Source organism: Nocardia sp. NPDC051929 (genome assembly GCF_044548645.1).
Taxonomy (GTDB): Bacteria; Actinomycetota; Actinomycetes; order Mycobacteriales; family Mycobacteriaceae; genus Nocardia; species Nocardia sichangensis.
In genome coordinates, this window is the sequence record NZ_JBIUCG010000018.1 from 74,332 (window position 1) to 91,419 (window position 17,088).

A 17,088-nucleotide genomic window follows, 5' to 3' on the forward strand; every position below is an offset into this window, starting at 1 on the left:
TCTGGTCCGCCGAGCCGATCGGTCCGAGCTGCCGCCACAGCCCGCGATGTTGCCAAACAGTTGCCAACCGTTTGGCATGTTCTGCTTCACGACGTAGGCGCACCGGGTACGGTGGGCGCTGCGCTGCGCCTTCGCAGGCGTCCGCGTGCGGCACTGGCACCGAGAATCCCGAGACGACGGAGGTGCGGCAGTGACAGGCTCAGAAACCGCGCCCGAGCCGTGGCCGGTGTTGCGCGTCGATGACTGGACTCCCACACGGGAGACGCTGCACATGTGGACGCAGATCATCGGCAAGATCAGGCTCTCACACACCCCGCTGGTCAACCATTGGTGGCAGGTCACCTTCTACGTCAGCCCGAGAGGGCTGACCACCTCCGCCATTCCGCACCCGGCGGGATGCTTCGACATCGAATTCGATTTCCTCGATCATCGACTGCACATCCGGTCCAGCGACGGCCGTAGCAGGCAGGTCGCGCTGGAACCCAAACCGGTAGCCGTTTTCTACGCCGAAACCGTCTCGGCGCTAGAGGAACTCGGGATTCCGGTGCGAATCGAGGCCAAGCCCAACGAGGTCGAACTCGCCATCCCGTTCGCCGACGACTACGAACATCGCTCCTACGACGCCGCGGCCGCCACCTTGTTCTGGCGGCAACTGCTGGCCGCCGACCGGGTCATGCACGAGTTCCGCGCGCGCTTCATCGGGAAAGTGAGTCCGGTGCACTTCTTCTGGGGCGCGATGGACTTGGCGTGCACCCGTTTCTCAGGGCGGGCGGCTCCGCGACACCCGGGTGGCGCGCCGAACTGTGGCGACTGGGTCATGATCGAGGGTTACTCACACGAACTGAGCAGTTGCGGCTTCTGGCCTGGCGGCGGGTCGGAGGGCGCCTTCTACGCCTACGCGTACCCGGAGCCCGCGGGATTCGCCGAACACCCGGTCGGCCCGCGAGAAGCCTTCTACAGCCGGGAGAACGGCCAGTTCCTCCTGCCGTACGAGGCCGTTCGCACCGCCCCCACCCCGGAACGCGCGCTGCTCGAATTCCTCGAGACGACCTACGAGGCCGCCGCCGATCTGGGCCACTGGGACCGCGCCGCCCTGGAAGCCGACCCGCACCGCTGGAAGCACAAGCGCCGAGCGCACGAGATGGGCACGCCACGGCCGCCGGGCGAGTGATCCGGCATGGCGCCGCCCGTCGCCGATTCCTTCGGGGCGAGGGCGTGACGCCCGCCTTCTACGGTCCGCGAGGACAGCATGGATCTACCGTTGAGTGACCCGTACAACGGCACGTTGGTCAGGGTAGAGATTTCCTCGACCGCGAGGACAACTTGATCAAAGCCGCAGTTCACAGCCGTTTCGCGACACATAGCTTCCCACCATTGGGAACGCGCTATCCAGTGAATCACCGATGAATGTATCGTTATATGACGGCACGTTAATCGACGGGATGAACTAATGCACAACACCAGCAAGCGCGTGACAGTGCGTCGAGTGGTGGCCTCGGCGCTGATCGGCGGAGCGGTCGTCATGGCGGCGGCAGTCGCTTCGCCCGAATCCACGGTGACCACCACAGCCGACCGGTACTCCCACAACCCCGCCGACAAGCGCGGTTCCGGAGTGGGCGAGCGCGCCCGGAGCAGCAACCACGGCGGATACCAAGGACGCAACGAGCGCCCGTGCCAGTACACCCCAGAGGGCTACTGCACCGGAGGGCGTTGATACCCATACCGGCGGCGAGCCGGATCGCCCGGGCGGCCCGAACGGGCCGCCCGTCCGCGTGCGATCAGCCCTCGGCCGGACCGTAGGACAGGTGGACGACGCCATTGGCGTAGACCTCGTGCTCTTTGAGCGCGAGCTTGGTCGCGTCGACGCCGTCGCTCCACAAGCGCTTGCCCTTCCCGAGTGCGATCGGGTAGACGAACAGGTGCAGATCATCGATCAAGCCGTCGGCGAGCAACACCCGCACCAGTGTGCCGCTGCCGCTGATGTAGATGACGCCGTCGATCTCGTCCTTCAGCTTGCGGATGACCTCCGGGTCGTAGGCGCCGACGCGGGTGCTGTTGGCCCACTCCACCTGCGGCTCGCTCGCACCGACGACGTATTTCGTCGTGTCGTTGAAGAACGGCGCCCCCGGGTCGTCCTCGACGGTGCGGGTCGACCAGGCCGGTGCGAACATCTCGAAAGTGGTGCGGCCCAACAGGATCGCCTTGGACGCCGAGGTGATCGCCGCGAGGGTCTCCCCCATCTTCGGGTCGAACCCGTACTCGAAGGTCCAGGACGGATCCTCGTACACGCCGTCGAGGGCGATGAACTCGTGGACTGCGATGGTTCCCATGTTTTTCCTTTCATCGGGTGCGGCGGTCGCCGGGTGCGGCCCGGTGCCGCTGTCGACAACGACTCTGCTGGCCGCGCCTTACGGTTTGTTTACGGTCGGTCCGTCGTTTCGGGCGAACCGGTGTTCGAGGTTGCTTTCTACCGCACGAACGGCGTTTCGGCCCGCGCCTGGCGCAAGGCGCGGGCCCACCACATGAGCTGGTCCAGCGTGGCGTCGACGGCCTCGTCGAGTTCCGCGTCGCGGCGCGGCCAGCTGCCGTCGCTCGCGAAGCGCTGCCAGACCTTGGTCACGGTGACCGTGCGGCGGATGGGGACCGCGTTCAGTTCGCCGAAGACGGGACGCAACTGGGCGGCGGCGTGACCGCCGTCGGCGTCGCCGCCGTATCCCACCACAGTCACCGGTTTGCCGGCCCACTCCGCGTCGAACCAGTCGACGGCATTCTTCACCGCGGCCGGAAAGCTCCGGTTGTACTCCGGAGTGACCAGGACGAACGCGTCCGCGGCGGCCAGCCGTTCGCCGAGCGCGCGGACGGCGGGCGGTAGCGGCTCGTCGGGATCGGGTAATCGATCGGGCAACCCGGTCTCCGCGAGATCGATCCGGTCCACGTCGATATCGCGGCGGCGGCCCAGCCGCCCGGCGAACCACTCCGCCACCGTGGGGCCGAAGCGACCTGTGCGGGTGCTGCCCACGATCAGCGCCACCCGTACCCGGCGGGGTCCCCTCATCGCACGTCACGCACCGGTGGCGCATCGGCTCCCGGCCTCGTGTGTCGATCGGCGTCGCCCGGCACCCGTCGCTGTCCGGGTACCGGGTGCACCCTGCGGTCCCCGCGCGGTCTGTTCAGACAGGCAGACGCCTCCTCGATAGGACTCTCACCACCGCTGATTCGACGTGCGATAGTCGCGATGAGTGGCATATCGTGCTTTCCTTCCACGAGTTCGGCCTTCGGCGTTCTCATCGTGGGCGCGCCACCTTCCGATTTGTTTGCGGTCGCCTTCCGCCGCCGCTCGCATAGGCTGCCCCAATGCGTTTCGGGGTGCTGGGTCCGTTGACGGTCTGGACGGATGCGGGCGCCGTAGTGCCGATTCCGGGGGCCAAGGTGCGGGCACTGCTGGCCGACCTGCTGGTCACGCCCGGCCAACCGGTATCGGGCGACCGGCTGATCGACGACATCTGGACCGACGACCCGCCCGGCAATCCGGCGGGCACGCTGGCGGCGAAGGCCTCGCAACTGCGCAGGGCGTTGGAAGACGCCGAACCCGGCGGCCGGGACCTCGTGGTGTCCCCGCCGCCCGGGTATCGGCTGGCCGCCTCCGACACCGACGCGCAGGAGTTCCGCGCACTGGTGGCGTCCGCGCGAGCGACGACCGACACCGCCGAGCGGGCCCGGGCGCTCGCCGCGGCGGTCGCTCTCTGGCGCGGGCCCGCGTTCGCCGATTTCCGGGACGCGGCATTCGCCCAGCCCGCCATCGCGCAACTCGAAGAGCAGCGCTTGGTGGCGGTGGAGGAACTGGCGGAGGCGCGGCTGACGCTGGGCGAGTACCGCGAAGTGGCCGGCGAGCTCAGCGAAGTCGTGACGGCGCATCCGCTGCGCGAGCGGCTGCGCGCGGCCCACCTGCGCGCGTTGTACGGCGCGGGAAGGCAGGCCGAGGCGCTGGACGGTTACGAGGATCTGCGCAGGCACCTCGCCGACGAACTCGGCATCGACCCGAGCCCGGAGCTGGTCGCGCTGCAGCGCGCGCTCCTGGCCCAGGATCTGCCGGAGGCCGCGCCGCCGGAGATCGTGGTCGCCCGTCGGCGCAGCTCGAACATTCCGGCGCAGCGCACCGAGCTGATCGGCCGCGACAGCGACCTCGCGCAGTTGTGCGACGCCGTCGAGAACGCCAGGCTGGTCACGCTCACCGGGCCCGGCGGCGTGGGCAAGACGCGCTTGTCGCTCGCCGCCGCGGCGGTGCTGCCCCAGCGATTCGCCAACGGCACCTGGCTGGTGGAACTGGCCGCGCTGCAACCGACCGCGACCGATGCCGCCACGTTCCTCGCCGACGCCGTGGCCGGTGTGCTCGGCATCCGCGCCGCCGACGGCGCCGACATCACCGCGTCGTTGTGCGAGGCGCTGGCCGAACAGGAACTGCTGCTCGTCCTGGACAATTGCGAGCACGTGGTGGATCGCGCCGCCGATCTGGCCGAGACGCTGCTCGGCGCGGCTCCCCGGCTGCGCATCCTGGCCACCAGCCGGGAACCGCTGCGGCTGCCCGGTGAGGACGTCGTCGCGCTGCGACCCCTCGATGTGCCCGCGCGGGACGCGGCGTTCGACGAGATCGCCCGAGCGGGAGCGGTGCGGCTGTTCGTAGCCCGAGCGCGCGCGGGCGCCCGTGATTTCGCGCTCGACGCCGACGCCGCCACGTCGGTCGCGACGCTGTGCCGCAGGCTCGACGGCATACCGCTGGCATTGGAACTCGCCGCCACCCGAGTACGCGCGCTGGGCGTGCACGAGATCGTCGCCCGGCTCGACGACCGGTTCAAGCTGCTGGCCACCGGGCATCGCGGCGTGCCGCCGCGGCAGCAGACGCTGGCGGCGATGATCGACTGGAGCTGGGGACTGCTGGACGCGACCGAGCAGGCGGTGTTGCGCAGGCTCGCGGTGCACACGGGCGGCTGCACCCTGGCGGCCGCGGAGGCGGTGTGCTCGGCGGGCGCCGAGCCCGCGGTGGACGCGTCGCTCGTCGCCGACGTGATCGGCAGGCTGGTCGACCGGTCGTTGGTGCACCCGGCGGGACAGCGCTACCGCTTGCTGGAATCGGTGGCCGCGTTCAGCCTCGACCGGCTGGCCGATGCGGGCGAGTTCGACGCGGTGCACCTCGCCCACCATCGGTACCACCTGGGTCTGGCCGAGCGCGCCGAGCCCGAGCTGTACGGCGCCGACCAGCGTCGCTGGTTGCGTCGGCTGGACGACGAATCGGCCGATCTACGCGCGGCGCTGGACGGTTTGGTGCGCGCGGGCGACGCGGATCAGGCCCTGCGGCTGGTGAACGCGCTCGCCTGGTACTGGCAGCTGCGTGGCAGGCCGACCGAGGCGCGGCGCTGGCTCGACGCCGCGCTGGCGCTCGGCGGCTCGCCACGGCACCGGGCGCGAGCGCTGGCGTGGAGCATCGGATTCGCTTTCCAACAAGGCGATTTCGAGGACGGTTCGGCCAAGCGCGCCGCCGTGTTCGATCTGTACGACATGGTCGACGATCCGGCCGGGCGGGCGCGCGCGGAACTCTTCCTCGGCTTCTCCGCACTGGACTCCGGTGACGTGCAGGAGTTGGAAGCGCTGCTGCGCAAAGCTCTTCCGGTCTGCACCGATCTCGGCGACCGCTGGGGTGTGGCCGCCGCGCACGTCGCGCTGGCCAAGGCAGCCCACAATCGGGTCGATCTCCCGGCGCTGGAGCGGCACGCCCGCACGGCCGCCCGGCTGTTCGCCGAACTCGACGACCGCTGGGGCAGGCTCCAGGCCGCCGAATGGCTCGGCGGCCTGGCCGAACTCACCGGCGATCTGACCTCCGCCGCCGATATCCACGCCGAAGCACTCGGCTTGGCGCAGGAGCTGGAGCTGTGGGGGCAGGCGTGCACCCATCTGTGCTGGCTGGGCTGGATCGCCATGCAGCACACCGATTTCGGCCGGGCGCGGGCGCTCGGCGAACAGGCACAGCGCATCGCGGCCGAACACGGGTACGAGCCGGGCCGGTTGTTCGCCGCGCTCGTGCTCGCTTTCACCGCGCGCCGCGACGGCCGAACCGATGCCGCCGAGCGAATTCTGCGCGAACTACTCGCCCTCCCGCTGGCCGCGGGTGCGGAGACGCCGCTGTTCCTGCCGATGCTGCAAGTCGAGCTGGGCTACATCCTGGAACAGCGCGGCGAACCGAGCACCGCCTTCGACCTCTATCTGACCGCGTTCGACGGCGCGCAACGCATCGGCGCACCACGCGACACCGCCTTCGCCCTGGCCGCGCTCGCCTCGGCGCTCACCGAGCTGGGCCTGCCGGAGATCGCGGCACAGCTGCTCGGCTCGGCGGCGGCGGTGCGCGAGGCCAACGGCATCGCGCTGCTTCCGGCCGAACGCCCCGACATCGACCGTCCGGCGAACCGCGCCACCGTGGCGCTCGGCGAGCACGCCTTCACCGAGCGCCACGCCGCGGGAACGCGGTCGACGCCACTCGAGGCGCGCGACCTCGCGGCCCGCGCGGTTGGGGTCAGCCGACGATCGAGTTCATGATCGTGCCCGCGCTCGTGGCCACCGCGCCACCGGCCATCGCGCTGGCGACCATCTTCGGCGACTGCAGGGTGCCGCCGTTCCATTTCTCCCACGCGAATCTGCCCCCGCCGTAAGTGATCGCCGTGATGCCGGACAGCTGCACCAACCAGGTGAAGTAGCGGCCCATCTGCATCAGTTTGTCCGCCAGCGGCGGCTCTTCGGCGGTCGGATTATCGAATTGCTGCGCGATCACTGTGTCGTGCAGCGCGGCGAGAATCATGCTCACGTTCGTGCTCCTTTTCGCATGCCGAGGTGATGCCGGAGACAATTCGAGAGAAAGAGCTGCGCTACCGAGACGTTCGGCGGGCCACGGGCACTGCGAGGCCCACGGCCGCCGTTCCGGCGGTTCCGCGTCGTGATCGTATCCCGTTTGCCGGATAATTGCCGAAAAACGCGCGACAAGATCGATTAGACCGCATTGCGAAGGGGTGTTCCGCGCGACACACCGTCGTGCGCATGATTCAACTCACAGCCCTTCCCCGTGCCGGACAAGGCTGCGACCTCTAGGATTTCATTAGGTGCAGGGGCTGATATGACATCGGTGCAGTGCGGCGCCGAACCTTCCGCTGAGATCACCGTGACCGCGGGGAGGGCACAATGCACACCACTTTCTTGATTCCACTGCTCATCACACTATTGATCGTCACGGCGACGGCCGTTGTGGCCGGTTACGCCACCGTCGTCGCAGCCTATTGGTTCGAGCTGCGCTCCACCGAAAGGCACGGCGGCCGTCCGGATATCTCGCCGCGCTGACCTTCCCGGACAGCCGAATGGGCCGGGGATCGCTGCGACACCCCGGCCCGCCCGTTTCCTCCGATTTACGCCGTTACGCCGGATTCGGCGCGCACCGTGTCGCCGATCCACGGCACGACCGCGTCCCGGACCCGCACCGTCCGCGGCAGCAGGCCGTTGGCGGCCAGGAGATCGGCCGCATGCTGCTGTTCGTCCAGGAAGTCCTCGGAAACGGGTTCGACACCGAAGGGCCTGCCACGCAGCGCGGCTTCCCACGCGTCCAGGCTCGCCGTCCCGCCGCGAGCCACCACGTCGTCCACGAAGTACTGGGCGGCCGCGCGCGGATTCGCCTTGATCCACGCGTCCGACTGTTGCAGAGCCGTGATGATCGCCGTCAGCGCCTCGCGGTTGCCTTCGGCGAAGTCCCGGCGGGTGAACCACAGCGAGGGGTGGCTGAACAGCGATTCGGTGTCCACGAGAGTGCGCAGGTCGGCGGCCGCCTCGACCGCGGCCAGACCCGGATACGCGCCGACCCACGCGTCGAGGTCGCCGCGCAGCAGAGCCGCGCCGCCGTCGTGCACGTCGACGTCCACCGGCTCGATGTCCTTCCAGGCCAGGCCCGCCTGGTCCAGCGCGAACAGCGCGAGCGTGGTCTGCCAGGAACCGTGCGCGATGCCGACCCGCTTGCCCTTCAGATCGAGCACCGTCTCGATGCCGGAATCGGCCTTGGCGACCAGGCGGCCGTTCTCCACCCGCGGCCCGGAGATACCGACGTAGACGATGTCGCGGCCGTTGGCGAGCGCGGTCACCGGCGGCGTGAAGCCGGTGCCGATGAAGTCGTAGCCGCCGTCGAACAGATGATCCGAATGCAGCGACGGCAGTCCGCGCGCGGGGTCGACCGGAGCCGGGCGCGGCAGCTCGCGCAGGTCGACCCATTCCACATCGGGCAGCAGGTTTTCCAGGATGCCACGGTGGCGCAGGACGAACAGGGAGTTGTTGTGCGGGAAGTAGCCGACACGAATGGTCATGATCGCTCCTCGATCTCGATGTGCGGGGCCGGTCAGATCAGGCCGCGGCGGCGCGCCTCGTCGGCGAGACCGGTGCGGCCCCACTGCACCGCGAGATTGGACGGGTCGAATTCGACCGAGCCGCCGAGAGTTTCGGCGATCGCCTGATATTGCGCGCCCTCCTCCAGCAGCACCACGAACTTCGCCAGCTCCAGCAGTCCCGAGCGTCCGATGACGTTCGCGCCGCCGTTGGCCTCGAAGATCGCGACCAGATCCGGGTCGTCGACCAGCTTGGACAGGATGAAATCGCCCGCGCCGATGCTGCGATCGATGTGCGGCGGAACGGTCCGGGACAGGGTCAGCCGCTGCGCGGCCGCGTAGCGGATCGGCAGCGTGCGATGGGTCTGCGCCCATCCACCGAGCCACGGTGTGTGGATGTGCACCACGGAGGTGATTTCCGGATGCGCGCGGAACACCTTCGCGTACCCGGTGACGAATCCCGCGGAGCCGGTGCCGGACAGCACCTCGCCGTCGAAGGTGGCGACCACCGGCGCGACGGTGCGGTCATCGGCCCACGGGCCCGGTTCGTTCAGGGCGACGGCGATCTCCTCGCCGGGCACTCGCTCCACGAAATTGACGGTGCCGTTGCCCGCGACGGTGCCGGTCTCCCGGAACACCCGGAATGCCTTCTCGGCGTCGCGAACAGCGGCGGCGACGAAAGCGGTGACGGACTCCGGCAACCGGGTCTCGGTGGTGGTCATGGTCTCTCCTGAATCTATCGAGCGGGGGAAAGGGATGCCGCGGCGGCGGACGCGGTGAGCCGGGATCGGCCGAGCAGCGGGAGCACCTCTTCGCCGACGCGGTAGGCTTCCTCGAGATGCGGGTTGCCCGCGAGGATGAACGCGTCGACGCCGAGATCGATCAGCTCGTCGAGCCGCTGCGCCACCTGTTCGTAACTGCCGACCAGGCCGAACGCGGGACCGCCTCGGATCAGGCTGAATCCGCACCAGACGTTGGGTTCGACCTCGAGGTCCCGGTAGCCGGTGATGGTCTCGGGCACCCAGCCCTGGATGCGGGCGGCCCCGACCGAATCGCCCTTGGCGGCGCGCTCGGCCGCGCCACGGTCGACGAAAGCCCAGCCCTTCTCGATCTCCGCCCACGCCGCTTCCTCGGTGTGCCGGGCCAGGACGTCGATGCGGACGGCGAATTTCGGTGTAGGGCCGATGGTTTCGGCGTTCGCGCGGACGCCGTCGAACTTGGCGCGCAGATCGGCGAACGGCTCCAGCCAGGACAGGTAGTAGTCGGCGTGTCTGCCCGCGGCGTGCACCGCGGCGGCGGACGACCCCGAGAAGTACACCTCGGGGAAAGGCTGACCGGCGATGCCCGGCGCGAGCGCCGCACCCTCGGTGCGGAAGAACCGGCCGTCGTGGTCGTAGGGCTCGCCATCCCACACGCCGCGCAGCACGTCGAGGAATTCGCTGGTGCGGGCGTAGCGGTCGTCGTGGGCGACCTTGTCGCCCCACCACAGCTGGGCGGGACCACCGCCGCCGCTGATGATGTTGTAGACCAACCGGCCGCCGGTCGCGCGCTGCAGGCTCGCCGACATCCGCGCGGCCTGCACCGGATGCAGGAAGCCGGGCTGGAAGGCGACCATGAACCGGTAGGTGGTGGTCTCCCTGGCCAGGGCCGCCGCGACCGCCCACGGGTCGTCGGTCACGGGGAACGACGGCAGCAGGCCGCCGAGGAATCCGGCCGATTCGGAAGCCTTCGCGACCGCGGCCATGTGGTCGATGTAGCCGTAGCCGTCGAGCGCGCCGTCGCGGATGGCCGGTGCGATATTGCCCGGCCCGTAACCGTTGGCGTGGCCGCGGTTGTAGCGGCGCGGCGTGCGCAGCGATGCGTGGTCGCCTTCCATGCCGATGCGCCAGTAGATGTCGATGGTCATGCGGTTGCCTCCTGCGCGGTCAGCGTGCGGCCGGCCGGGTCGGCGAGGAACAACAGGTGTTCGCCCGCGCGGTGCAGTTCCTCGATGTGCGGGTGTCCCGAGAGCACCACGCTGTCGACGCCCGCCGTCACATAGGACGAAAGACGTTGCGCTACTTGCTCATAGCTGCCGACGAGGCCGATGTTCGCGGCGTATCCGAGTTCGGCGAACCCCGCCCAGCGGCCGTCGCCCAGATCGTGTTGCCGCGCGCCGGTGCCGTCCGGGCGCACCTCGCGCCACTGACGTTCGACGCGGGCCCACGCCTCGTCCTCGGTTTCCCGCGCGACGACCGGCAGCTCCAGTCCGGCGCGGACCGCGCGTCCCGCCGCCGTCGCGCGTTCGCGCAGGGCGGCGATCGCGGTATCCACGCCCGCCGCGGTCTCGGTGAAGACGTGCACGTCCCCGTGCTGGGCCGACAGCTCGAGCGCCGCCGCGGAATCGCCGGACAAGTAGACCGCCGGAAACGGCAGCCCGGAGAGGATGCCGCGGAAACCGCCGTCGATCACGTCGTAGTACGTGCCTTCGTAGTGGAATCCGGTACCGGCGAATCCCGCCGACGGCACCGGAGCGTCGTTCCATACGCCACGGGCGACGGTCAGGAACTCCGCGGCCCTGGCGTAGCGGTCGTCACCGGTGACGCGATCACCGCGTGCTCGCGCGTCGTCGGTATCGGTGTCCATGGCCAGCTGCCAAGCCAGGCGACCACCCGAAATGCGTTGCAGGGTAGCCGACATCTTCGCGGCATAGACCGGAGTGCCGAAAGCGGGCTGGAATTCGACGACGACGCGCGAGTACCGCGTGCCGCGCAGGGCGCCGCCAGCCACGATCCACGATTCCTCGCCGTGCGGATCGTAGGGCGCGAGCACGCCGTCCAGCCCGGCCAATTCGGCGGCGTCGACGATCTGGGCGAGGTCGTCGAACGGACCGAACCGCCCCGGCCGCAGGTCGGTCACCGGCGTCACCGGCGCGGGCCCGCCGAATCCGCCGCGATTGCGTCGATCTGGGCGGGCGTGGCGGCCGTCTCCACGGGAAGGCAAGCGCCACAAGAACTCTGTCATGCGGGGACCTTCCCGGACTCGACGATCTCCCTGGCCCGGGCCAGCGGCTCGGGCGCGACCCAGGAATCCAGGTCGAAGTCGGCGGCGAGGAATCCATGCGTGTAGAGGAATTGCTTCTGCACGCCGATCAGCTCGATCCGCTCGTCCGACAACGAGGGGTGCAGATCCCGGTGGAAGTTCTCGCCGTACGCCGCGACGACCCCCTCCGGACCGGACAGGGTTTCCCGCTGGAGCACGTCCCGCACTCCGCTCAGATCGCCCGCGGCCCAGTCCGCCGCGCGCAGGCTCTGCGCGAGGAACTCGACGACCACCTCCGGACGCGCCTGGAGTAGCTCCTCGTGCACGGTGATGGGGCGTGGCGTGCCGTTGTTGACCCGGAAGCGTTTGGCCTCGGTGGCATCCAGGTCCACCGCGACGCGCAGGCCGTGCTCCCTGGCGACCTCTTGCGCCCGGGCCCCCTTGACATAGATGGCGTCCACCTCGCCGCGCAGCAACTCCTCGACGCCCCAGGTGACCACGCGGCGATTCGCCTGGACCTCCGTGCGCACCTGCGGGTTCCGCTCGACGCCGATCTCGGTCACGCGGACGTCGGCGAGGGTATGTCCACCGAGACGCAGCGCGTTCGCGAAACCGTGCAAGGCCATCGCGCGGGGGAAGCTGCGCGGCTGGTCCCGCGCCCACGCCGGGACGCCGATGCGCAGACCGGCCAGCTCGGCGGGGCCCCCGACGGTGGATTCCGGACCGACCAGAATGGCTTGCGCCTCATCGATCCAGGTCAGTCCGATCAACCGGGTCGGCGAGCCCTGGGCGCGCGCCGCCAGGGCCGGAACGTTGCCGCCCTCGCGGATCAGCCCGGACAGATCGTGCAGGAAATGGTGGCCGGCCAATTCCGGCCCGGCGTCCTGCAGGACGCCGAACTCGAGCCCGGCCCGGGTGGCGGCGTCGCCGAGCCAGCCGAGGCTGTGCGCGAGCCCGCTCGCGGTGGGCACCGGGCAGCGGGTGTACCAGAGGGTGTCGGTCATGAGGCACTCCTTGGAGCGGACGTGGTGCTACCCACGCCGAGCCGGCTGAGGAAAAGTGATCGGAAATGCAGGGTTTCGGGGTCGGCGCGGTCGCGCGGACGGGCCACGTCGATGTCGACGTCCACGGCGAAGCGCCCTTTGTCCAGGATCAGTACCCGGTCGGCCAGGCGGATCGCCTCGTCGACGTCGTGGGTCACCATGAGCACCGCGGGACGGTGCCGGGCCACGAGATCGCCCACCAGATCCTGCATCTGCAGGCGGGTCAGCGCGTCCAGCGCCGCGAACGGCTCGTCGAGCAGCAGCAGTTCCGGTTCGCGAACCAGGGCGCGTGCCAGCGCCGCGCGCTGCGCCTCGCCGCCGGAGAGCGTGGCGGGCCATTGCCTGGCTTTGCCGTCGAGGTTGACCTCGGCCAGTGCGCGTAACCCGGCTTCGCGGTTGTGCCGGGAACGCCGCTGTCCGACGATCACGTTCGCCAGCACCCGTTTCGAGGGGATCAGCCGCGGCTCCTGGTAGACGGTGGTGCGCCGCGCCGGGACGAGCACCTGTCCCGCGTCCGGCGCCTCCAGTCCGGTGAGCAGGCGCAGCAGTGTGGTCTTGCCGGTGCCGCTGGGCCCGAGCAGGACGACGAACTCGCCGCGCCGGATGGTGAGGTCGACGCCGTCGAGCACGGTCTTGGCGCCGAACGACTTGCGCAGGCCGGTGATCGAGACGGCGACCGGCTCCTCCCCGGCGGGTGCGGTGACCACCTCGGCTCCAGGTTCGGTAATGGTGGTCATCGGATCGCCACCTGTCCGCGCCATGGCATGGCGAAGCGCTCCGCCAGCCGCACCAACCCGTCGAAGACCAGGCCGAGCAGTGCGTACAACACCACGCACAGCACCATGTAGTCGGTGCGGTTGTACTCCTGGGCCAAGGTGACCAGGTAGCCGACGCCCTCCTTGGTGCCGACCTGCTCGGCCGCGATGAGACCGGTGATGCTGATCGACAGGCACACGCGCAGCGCCATCAGCACGCCGGGCAGCGCTGAGGGGAGGATGACCTCCAGCACCAGCCGCGGCCCGATCAGCCCGAAACTGCGGGCGGCCTCGACCATCTTGCGATCGACGTTGCGCACGCCGAGATAGGTGTAGGCGTACATCGGCGCGACCGTCGCGACGGCGATGAGCAGTACCTTGTACAGCTCATCGATGCCGAACCAGGCGATGAACAGCGGCACCAGCGCAAGGAACGGCACCGCCCGCAGGATCTGCATGGTCGAATCGACCAGTTCCTCACCGAGACCGGACAACCCGGAGACCAACCCCAGCGCCAGCCCGATGGCCACGCCGATCCCGACGCCGAACGCGGCGCGGGTGAACGACGCCACCGCGAAGTCGAACAACTGGCCGGTGCCGAGCAATTCGGTGAACGCCGTCCACACCGCGGGCGGTCCCGCCAGCACGCGCTCGGAGATCGCTCCGCTCGCGGAACCCGCCCACCAACCTGCCACGATCACTGCCGGCAGCAGGAACCGCAGCGGCACGGAAAACCATGCGGGCCTGCGCTTGCCGACGCGCGTGCGGGGCGGGGCGAGCTCGGTCGGCCCCAGCCCGGCCGCCACGACGCCCGCCATCTCAGCTGCCCGCCTTCACCGATGCCAGCTGCTCGGGCGTCAGCTTCGACTTCAGGTCGTAGAAGATGTCGGCGGCGGTGACCTTGCGGGTGACGACGCCGTTGTCGAAGAAGGTGTTCACCACGTCGGCCAGCGCGGTGGCGTCGGTCTCGTTCGGCAGGTGCGGCACGGTGGCCTCCGCCCCCACCCGGTAGGCGTCCGACAGCCGCTGGCCCGACAGGGCGCGCGGGCCGGTCTTCTCGAAGACGTTCTCGAACTCGGCGGGGTTGGCGCGCTGCTTCGCCGTGAGGTCCTGCAGCACTTCGAGGTATTTCGCCGCGATGTCCGGACGCTGATCGAGCACCTCGGTGCGGAACACCACCACCGAGTTGTCGTTGGAGCCGATGCTCTTCTCCGTGGCGATCTCGACGCCGCCGTTGGCCTTGGCCTCCTGGTAGGGCACCAGGAACGACGACCAGCCGTCCACCTTGCCGGTCGCGAACGCCGAGGCGGCGTCCTTCTGCTGCAACGGAACCCTGGTCACCTTGTCGGCCGGGACGCCTGCCTGCGCGAGCGCCTTGAGCAGGATGTATTCGCCCTTGGCCGCCGGGTTCACCGCCACGCGCCTGCCGACCAACTCGGCGACCGAGTGCACGCCCGATTCCGGAGTGACGATGATGCCGCTCTGATCCTTGCCCGCTGGATCCTGTACCGCGACGATCCGCACACCGACGTCCTTGGACAGCGCGCCGACGACGGGGCTGAACGCCGCGCCGGAGACGTCGAGTTCTTTGGTGTTGAACAACTTCAGGTTGGAGCTGAAGCCGGGGGTGATGCTGACCCACTCGATCTTCGCGCCGAGTGGTGCCAGCGCGGCATCGAAGGTGCCGTCGCGCTTGCCGACCGCCAGCGGCCCGGAGTTCCCCGGGTCGGCGACCTTGAGCACGAAGGAAGCGCCTGCGCCGGTGTCGCGGTCGGTGTCCGAACCACACGCGGCGACGAGTGCGACTAGGGGAACGATCGCCAGCGCGATGCGCATGAGGGCTTGCCGCCACATCGTGAGGACTCCTTGTCCGAATCGTCGATCAATGCTCTCGGAGAGTAGGGACGGCAGCGCGGGGTCACGAGGTAATGCTTTCCGTAGATCGGAAAGCTTGACATATCGAGCTCTCTGTACTGCCCGGACTTAATGCGACTGTGAATGTGGATCGGACCCCGACATCGCCGATCGGTCCACGCTGCTCACACGAGAGTTTTCCAAATAACGGAAAGAGCAAACTCTCTGGTCCGCATGCTTGTGTTACCGTCACAGTCGTGGAACCCTCCGGCGTGCAGACCGTCACCCGCGCCCTCTCCGTGCTGGACTGCTTCCGTGACGGCCGGGAGCGCGGCGTCTCGGAGGTCGCGCGGCAACAGGGTCTGGCGGTCAGCACCACGCACCGGCTGCTGACCACGCTGGTGCAGGCGGGTTTTCTGGAGAAGAACGCCGAATCCAGTCGATACCGCATGGGCGGCGCGCTGGCCGAGTGGGGGCAGATCGCCTACCGCCAGCACCGGATCTACCTCGCCGAACCGTATCTGGAGCAGCTCGCGGGCACCACCGGGGCAAGCTGCTCGGTCGCCACCCGCCACGGCATCCACGCCGTGCTGCTCGGCACCAGCCGGTGGCGGGAGACCGACGGGCACAAACTGCAGGGCGTGCGGCTGCCCCTGCACGCCAGCGCGCTCGGCAAGGCCCTGCTCGCCTGGTCCGAGGCCACCGACGAGCAGTTACGCGAACTCCCCTACGACGAGGGCACCGAGCGCTCGGTATCCGGCCCCGGTGAACTGCGCGCCGAGCTGGTCACCACGCGGGAGCGCGGATACGCCTACAACGACGAGGAACTCGATCCGGGCTTCCGCACCATCGGCCTGCCCATCCTCGATCCGGCGGGCCGCTGCCGGTTCGCACTCGGTCTGCGCGGCCCCACGACACTGATGATTCCCGAACGGGTGCCGTTCTTCGTCGAACTCGCGAAGGTCACCGCCCAGGAGATCGCGGCCAGATTCGCCGCCGCCGACTGACTCTCCGGAAACGGACCAATCGGCCGAATTACCGCTCATTGTGGATGCGTCACCCTATTCTTGACGCGTAATTCGTAGCGCGAGGTCGCCTTTGGAGGCGACAGGGGTGCGGCGCCGGTCCTGCGTCGCCGGGAAAGGAGTCGCCATGCCGGACGGTCACGCGCAAGTGCGCGCCGGATCGTCGACCAAGCTCGACACGAGCCTCCCCCATGAGGCACGGGTGTACGACTACTGGCTCGGGGGCAAGGACAACTACCCCGCCGACCGCGCCCTCGGCGACACGGTCGCCATGCACATCCCCGGTATCCGCGACATGGCCCGCGCCAACCGCGCGTTCCTCGGCCGGGCGGTGCGCCATCTGGCCTGCGAGGCGGGCATCGATCAGTTCCTCGACATCGGCCCCGGTCTCCCCACCGCGGGCAACACGCACGAGGTGGCCCAACACACCGATCCGGCCGCGCGGGTGGTCTATGTCGACAACGATCCGCTCGTGCTCGCTCACGCCAGAGCACTGATGGCGAGCACGCCGCAGGGCAGGATCGCCTTCCTGGACGCGGATCTGCGCGATCCGAGCGCCATCCTGGACGCACCCGCCTTGGCCGATACCTTCGACCAGGACCGGCCCATCGCGATCCTGCTGGTCGCGGTCATGATGTTCTTCCGCGACAGCGACGACCCGTACGGTGTCGTCGGCCGACTGCTGGACGCGGCCCCGTCCGGCAGCTATCTGGTGCTCACCCACTTCACCGGCGATTTCGACCCGCGCCCGATGGCGCGCGCGGCGGCAGCCGCTCAGCAGGCCGGCATCGCGTTCCAGCCGCGCAGCCACGCGGAGACCGAATCCTTCTTCGCCGGAACGGAACTCGTCGAGCCGGGAATCGTTCCGGTGGACGCGTGGCGCCCGGACACGGATGTCGCCCCGGCCGCGACGCGGTCCGCCTGGTACCTGGCCGGCGTCGGACGCAAACCCTGAGCGGCGTTTGAGCCGCCGCCGTTCGGCAATCAC

The 17,088-nt window shown here is 69.4% G+C and carries 17 protein-coding genes; 6 read left to right on the forward strand and 11 right to left on the reverse strand.

The window, feature by feature from the left end; translation table 11 throughout:
• Positions 1-190 precede the first annotated feature (190 nt).
• Together ACIHAX_RS24705 and ACIHAX_RS24710 are read left to right on the forward strand one after the other, a co-directional pair.
• Positions 191-1,171, forward strand: a complete 981-nt coding sequence (locus ACIHAX_RS24705; RefSeq protein ID WP_364433393.1) for a DUF5996 family protein — start codon at positions 191-193, stop codon at positions 1,169-1,171.
• 300 nt (positions 1,172-1,471) lie between these two features.
• Positions 1,472-1,714 carry a hypothetical protein gene (locus ACIHAX_RS24710; RefSeq protein ID WP_355080471.1) on the forward strand — a complete coding sequence of 81 codons (243 nt, stop codon included), beginning with the start codon at positions 1,472-1,474 and terminating at the stop codon, positions 1,712-1,714.
• Positions 1,715-1,778: 64 nt separating this feature from the next.
• On the opposite strand, the gene ACIHAX_RS24715 is transcribed toward ACIHAX_RS24710, so the two are convergent.
• Positions 1,779-2,330, reverse strand: a complete 552-nt coding sequence (locus tag ACIHAX_RS24715) for a dihydrofolate reductase family protein (RefSeq protein ID WP_397279783.1) — start codon at positions 2,328-2,330, stop codon at positions 1,779-1,781.
• A gap of 137 nt (positions 2,331-2,467) precedes the next feature.
• Complete coding sequence (locus ACIHAX_RS24720) at positions 2,468-3,055, reverse strand: NAD(P)H-dependent oxidoreductase (RefSeq protein WP_356965285.1); 588 nt, start codon at positions 3,053-3,055, stop codon at positions 2,468-2,470.
• A 299-nt stretch (positions 3,056-3,354) separates the two neighbouring features.
• On the opposite strand from ACIHAX_RS24720, the gene ACIHAX_RS24725 reads away from it, so the two are divergent.
• Positions 3,355-6,585, forward strand: a complete 3,231-nt coding sequence (locus ACIHAX_RS24725; protein ID WP_397279785.1) for a BTAD domain-containing putative transcriptional regulator — start codon at positions 3,355-3,357, stop codon at positions 6,583-6,585.
• Here the strand turns inward: ACIHAX_RS24725 and ACIHAX_RS24730 are convergent.
• Positions 6,563-6,844: a hypothetical protein gene (locus tag ACIHAX_RS24730; protein WP_355080518.1), complete on the reverse strand. Its 282-nt coding sequence runs from the start codon at positions 6,842-6,844 to the stop codon at positions 6,563-6,565. The two genes, ACIHAX_RS24725 and ACIHAX_RS24730, sit on opposite strands and share 23 nt — an antisense overlap.
• 377 nt (positions 6,845-7,221) lie before the next feature.
• Between ACIHAX_RS24730 and ACIHAX_RS24735 the strand changes: the two genes are divergently transcribed.
• Positions 7,222-7,377 carry a hypothetical protein gene (locus tag ACIHAX_RS24735; RefSeq protein WP_397279788.1) on the forward strand — a complete coding sequence of 52 codons (156 nt, stop codon included), beginning with the start codon at positions 7,222-7,224 and terminating at the stop codon, positions 7,375-7,377.
• A gap of 65 nt (positions 7,378-7,442) precedes the next feature.
• Here the strand turns inward: ACIHAX_RS24735 and ACIHAX_RS24740 are convergent, their stop codons facing one another.
• Genes ACIHAX_RS24740 through ACIHAX_RS24775 form a run of 8 tightly spaced genes read right to left on the reverse strand, consistent with a single transcriptional unit; the run spans position 7,443 to position 15,075 of the window.
• A complete protein-coding gene (locus ACIHAX_RS24740) occupies positions 7,443-8,384 on the reverse strand; it encodes an ABC transporter substrate-binding protein (RefSeq protein ID WP_397279790.1) in 942 nt (313 codons plus the stop codon).
• Positions 8,385-8,416: 32 nt separating this feature from the next.
• Complete coding sequence (locus ACIHAX_RS24745) at positions 8,417-9,124, reverse strand: class II aldolase/adducin family protein (RefSeq protein ID WP_397279792.1); 708 nt, start codon at positions 9,122-9,124, stop codon at positions 8,417-8,419.
• Positions 9,125-9,138: 14 nt separating this feature from the next.
• A complete protein-coding gene (locus ACIHAX_RS24750; protein ID WP_397279794.1) occupies positions 9,139-10,308 on the reverse strand; it encodes an LLM class flavin-dependent oxidoreductase in 1,170 nt (389 codons plus the stop codon).
• The gene (locus tag ACIHAX_RS24755; protein WP_397279796.1) at positions 10,305-11,405 is read right to left on the reverse strand and encodes an LLM class flavin-dependent oxidoreductase; all 1,101 of its coding nucleotides are present in this window, start codon (positions 11,403-11,405) and stop codon (positions 10,305-10,307) included. The genes ACIHAX_RS24750 and ACIHAX_RS24755 overlap by 4 nt, the downstream gene beginning before the upstream one ends.
• Positions 11,402-12,427 carry an ABC transporter substrate-binding protein gene (locus ACIHAX_RS24760; protein ID WP_355080486.1) on the reverse strand — a complete coding sequence of 342 codons (1,026 nt, stop codon included), beginning with the start codon at positions 12,425-12,427 and terminating at the stop codon, positions 11,402-11,404. Before ACIHAX_RS24760 ends, ACIHAX_RS24755 begins: the two co-directional genes overlap by 4 nt.
• Positions 12,424-13,203: an ATP-binding cassette domain-containing protein gene (locus ACIHAX_RS24765; protein ID WP_356965291.1), complete on the reverse strand. Its 780-nt coding sequence runs from the start codon at positions 13,201-13,203 to the stop codon at positions 12,424-12,426. Before ACIHAX_RS24765 ends, ACIHAX_RS24760 begins: the two co-directional genes overlap by 4 nt.
• The gene (locus ACIHAX_RS24770) at positions 13,200-14,039 is read right to left on the reverse strand and encodes an ABC transporter permease (RefSeq protein WP_397279799.1); all 840 of its coding nucleotides are present in this window, start codon (positions 14,037-14,039) and stop codon (positions 13,200-13,202) included. Before ACIHAX_RS24770 ends, ACIHAX_RS24765 begins: the two co-directional genes overlap by 4 nt.
• Before the next feature lies 1 nt (position 14,040).
• A complete protein-coding gene (locus ACIHAX_RS24775; protein ID WP_397279801.1) occupies positions 14,041-15,075 on the reverse strand; it encodes an NrtA/SsuA/CpmA family ABC transporter substrate-binding protein in 1,035 nt (344 codons plus the stop codon).
• A 257-nt stretch (positions 15,076-15,332) separates the two neighbouring features.
• Here ACIHAX_RS24775 and ACIHAX_RS24780 point away from each other — a divergent pair, with 257 nt between their 5' ends.
• Both ACIHAX_RS24780 and ACIHAX_RS24785 read left to right on the forward strand, forming a co-directional pair.
• Positions 15,333-16,082, forward strand: coding sequence for an IclR family transcriptional regulator (locus tag ACIHAX_RS24780; protein ID WP_355080493.1), 750 nt, complete (start codon positions 15,333-15,335; stop codon positions 16,080-16,082).
• Between the two features lie 145 nt (positions 16,083-16,227).
• Positions 16,228-17,055 (forward strand): SAM-dependent methyltransferase, encoded by an 828-nt coding sequence (locus ACIHAX_RS24785; protein ID WP_364433425.1) that lies wholly within the window; start codon positions 16,228-16,230, stop codon positions 17,053-17,055.
• Positions 17,056-17,088: the final 33 nt, after the last annotated feature.

Excerpts from the sequence above, each read along its gene's own strand:
- ACIHAX_RS24715 (WP_397279783.1), bottom strand. The coding sequence starts at position 2,330 with ATGGGAACCATCGCAGTCCACGAGTTCATCGCCCTCGACGGCGTGTAC.
- ACIHAX_RS24720 (WP_356965285.1), bottom strand. The coding sequence starts at position 3,055 with ATGAGGGGACCCCGCCGGGTACGGGTGGCGCTGATCGTGGGCAGCACC.
- ACIHAX_RS24725 (WP_397279785.1), top strand. The coding sequence starts at position 3,355 with ATGCGTTTCGGGGTGCTGGGTCCGTTGACGGTCTGGACGGATGCGGGC.
- ACIHAX_RS24730 (WP_355080518.1), bottom strand. The coding sequence starts at position 6,844 with ATGATTCTCGCCGCGCTGCACGACACAGTGATCGCGCAGCAATTCGAT.
- ACIHAX_RS24735 (WP_397279788.1), top strand. The coding sequence starts at position 7,222 with ATGCACACCACTTTCTTGATTCCACTGCTCATCACACTATTGATCGTC.
- ACIHAX_RS24740 (WP_397279790.1), bottom strand. The coding sequence starts at position 8,384 with ATGACCATTCGTGTCGGCTACTTCCCGCACAACAACTCCCTGTTCGTC.
- ACIHAX_RS24745 (WP_397279792.1), bottom strand. The coding sequence starts at position 9,124 with ATGACCACCACCGAGACCCGGTTGCCGGAGTCCGTCACCGCTTTCGTC.
- ACIHAX_RS24750 (WP_397279794.1), bottom strand. The coding sequence starts at position 10,308 with ATGACCATCGACATCTACTGGCGCATCGGCATGGAAGGCGACCACGCA.
- ACIHAX_RS24755 (WP_397279796.1), bottom strand. The coding sequence starts at position 11,405 with ATGACAGAGTTCTTGTGGCGCTTGCCTTCCCGTGGAGACGGCCGCCAC.
- ACIHAX_RS24760 (WP_355080486.1), bottom strand. The coding sequence starts at position 12,427 with ATGACCGACACCCTCTGGTACACCCGCTGCCCGGTGCCCACCGCGAGC.
- ACIHAX_RS24765 (WP_356965291.1), bottom strand. The coding sequence starts at position 13,203 with ATGACCACCATTACCGAACCTGGAGCCGAGGTGGTCACCGCACCCGCC.
- ACIHAX_RS24770 (WP_397279799.1), bottom strand. The coding sequence starts at position 14,039 with ATGGCGGGCGTCGTGGCGGCCGGGCTGGGGCCGACCGAGCTCGCCCCG.
- ACIHAX_RS24775 (WP_397279801.1), bottom strand. The coding sequence starts at position 15,075 with ATGTGGCGGCAAGCCCTCATGCGCATCGCGCTGGCGATCGTTCCCCTA.
- ACIHAX_RS24785 (WP_364433425.1), top strand. The coding sequence starts at position 16,228 with ATGCCGGACGGTCACGCGCAAGTGCGCGCCGGATCGTCGACCAAGCTC.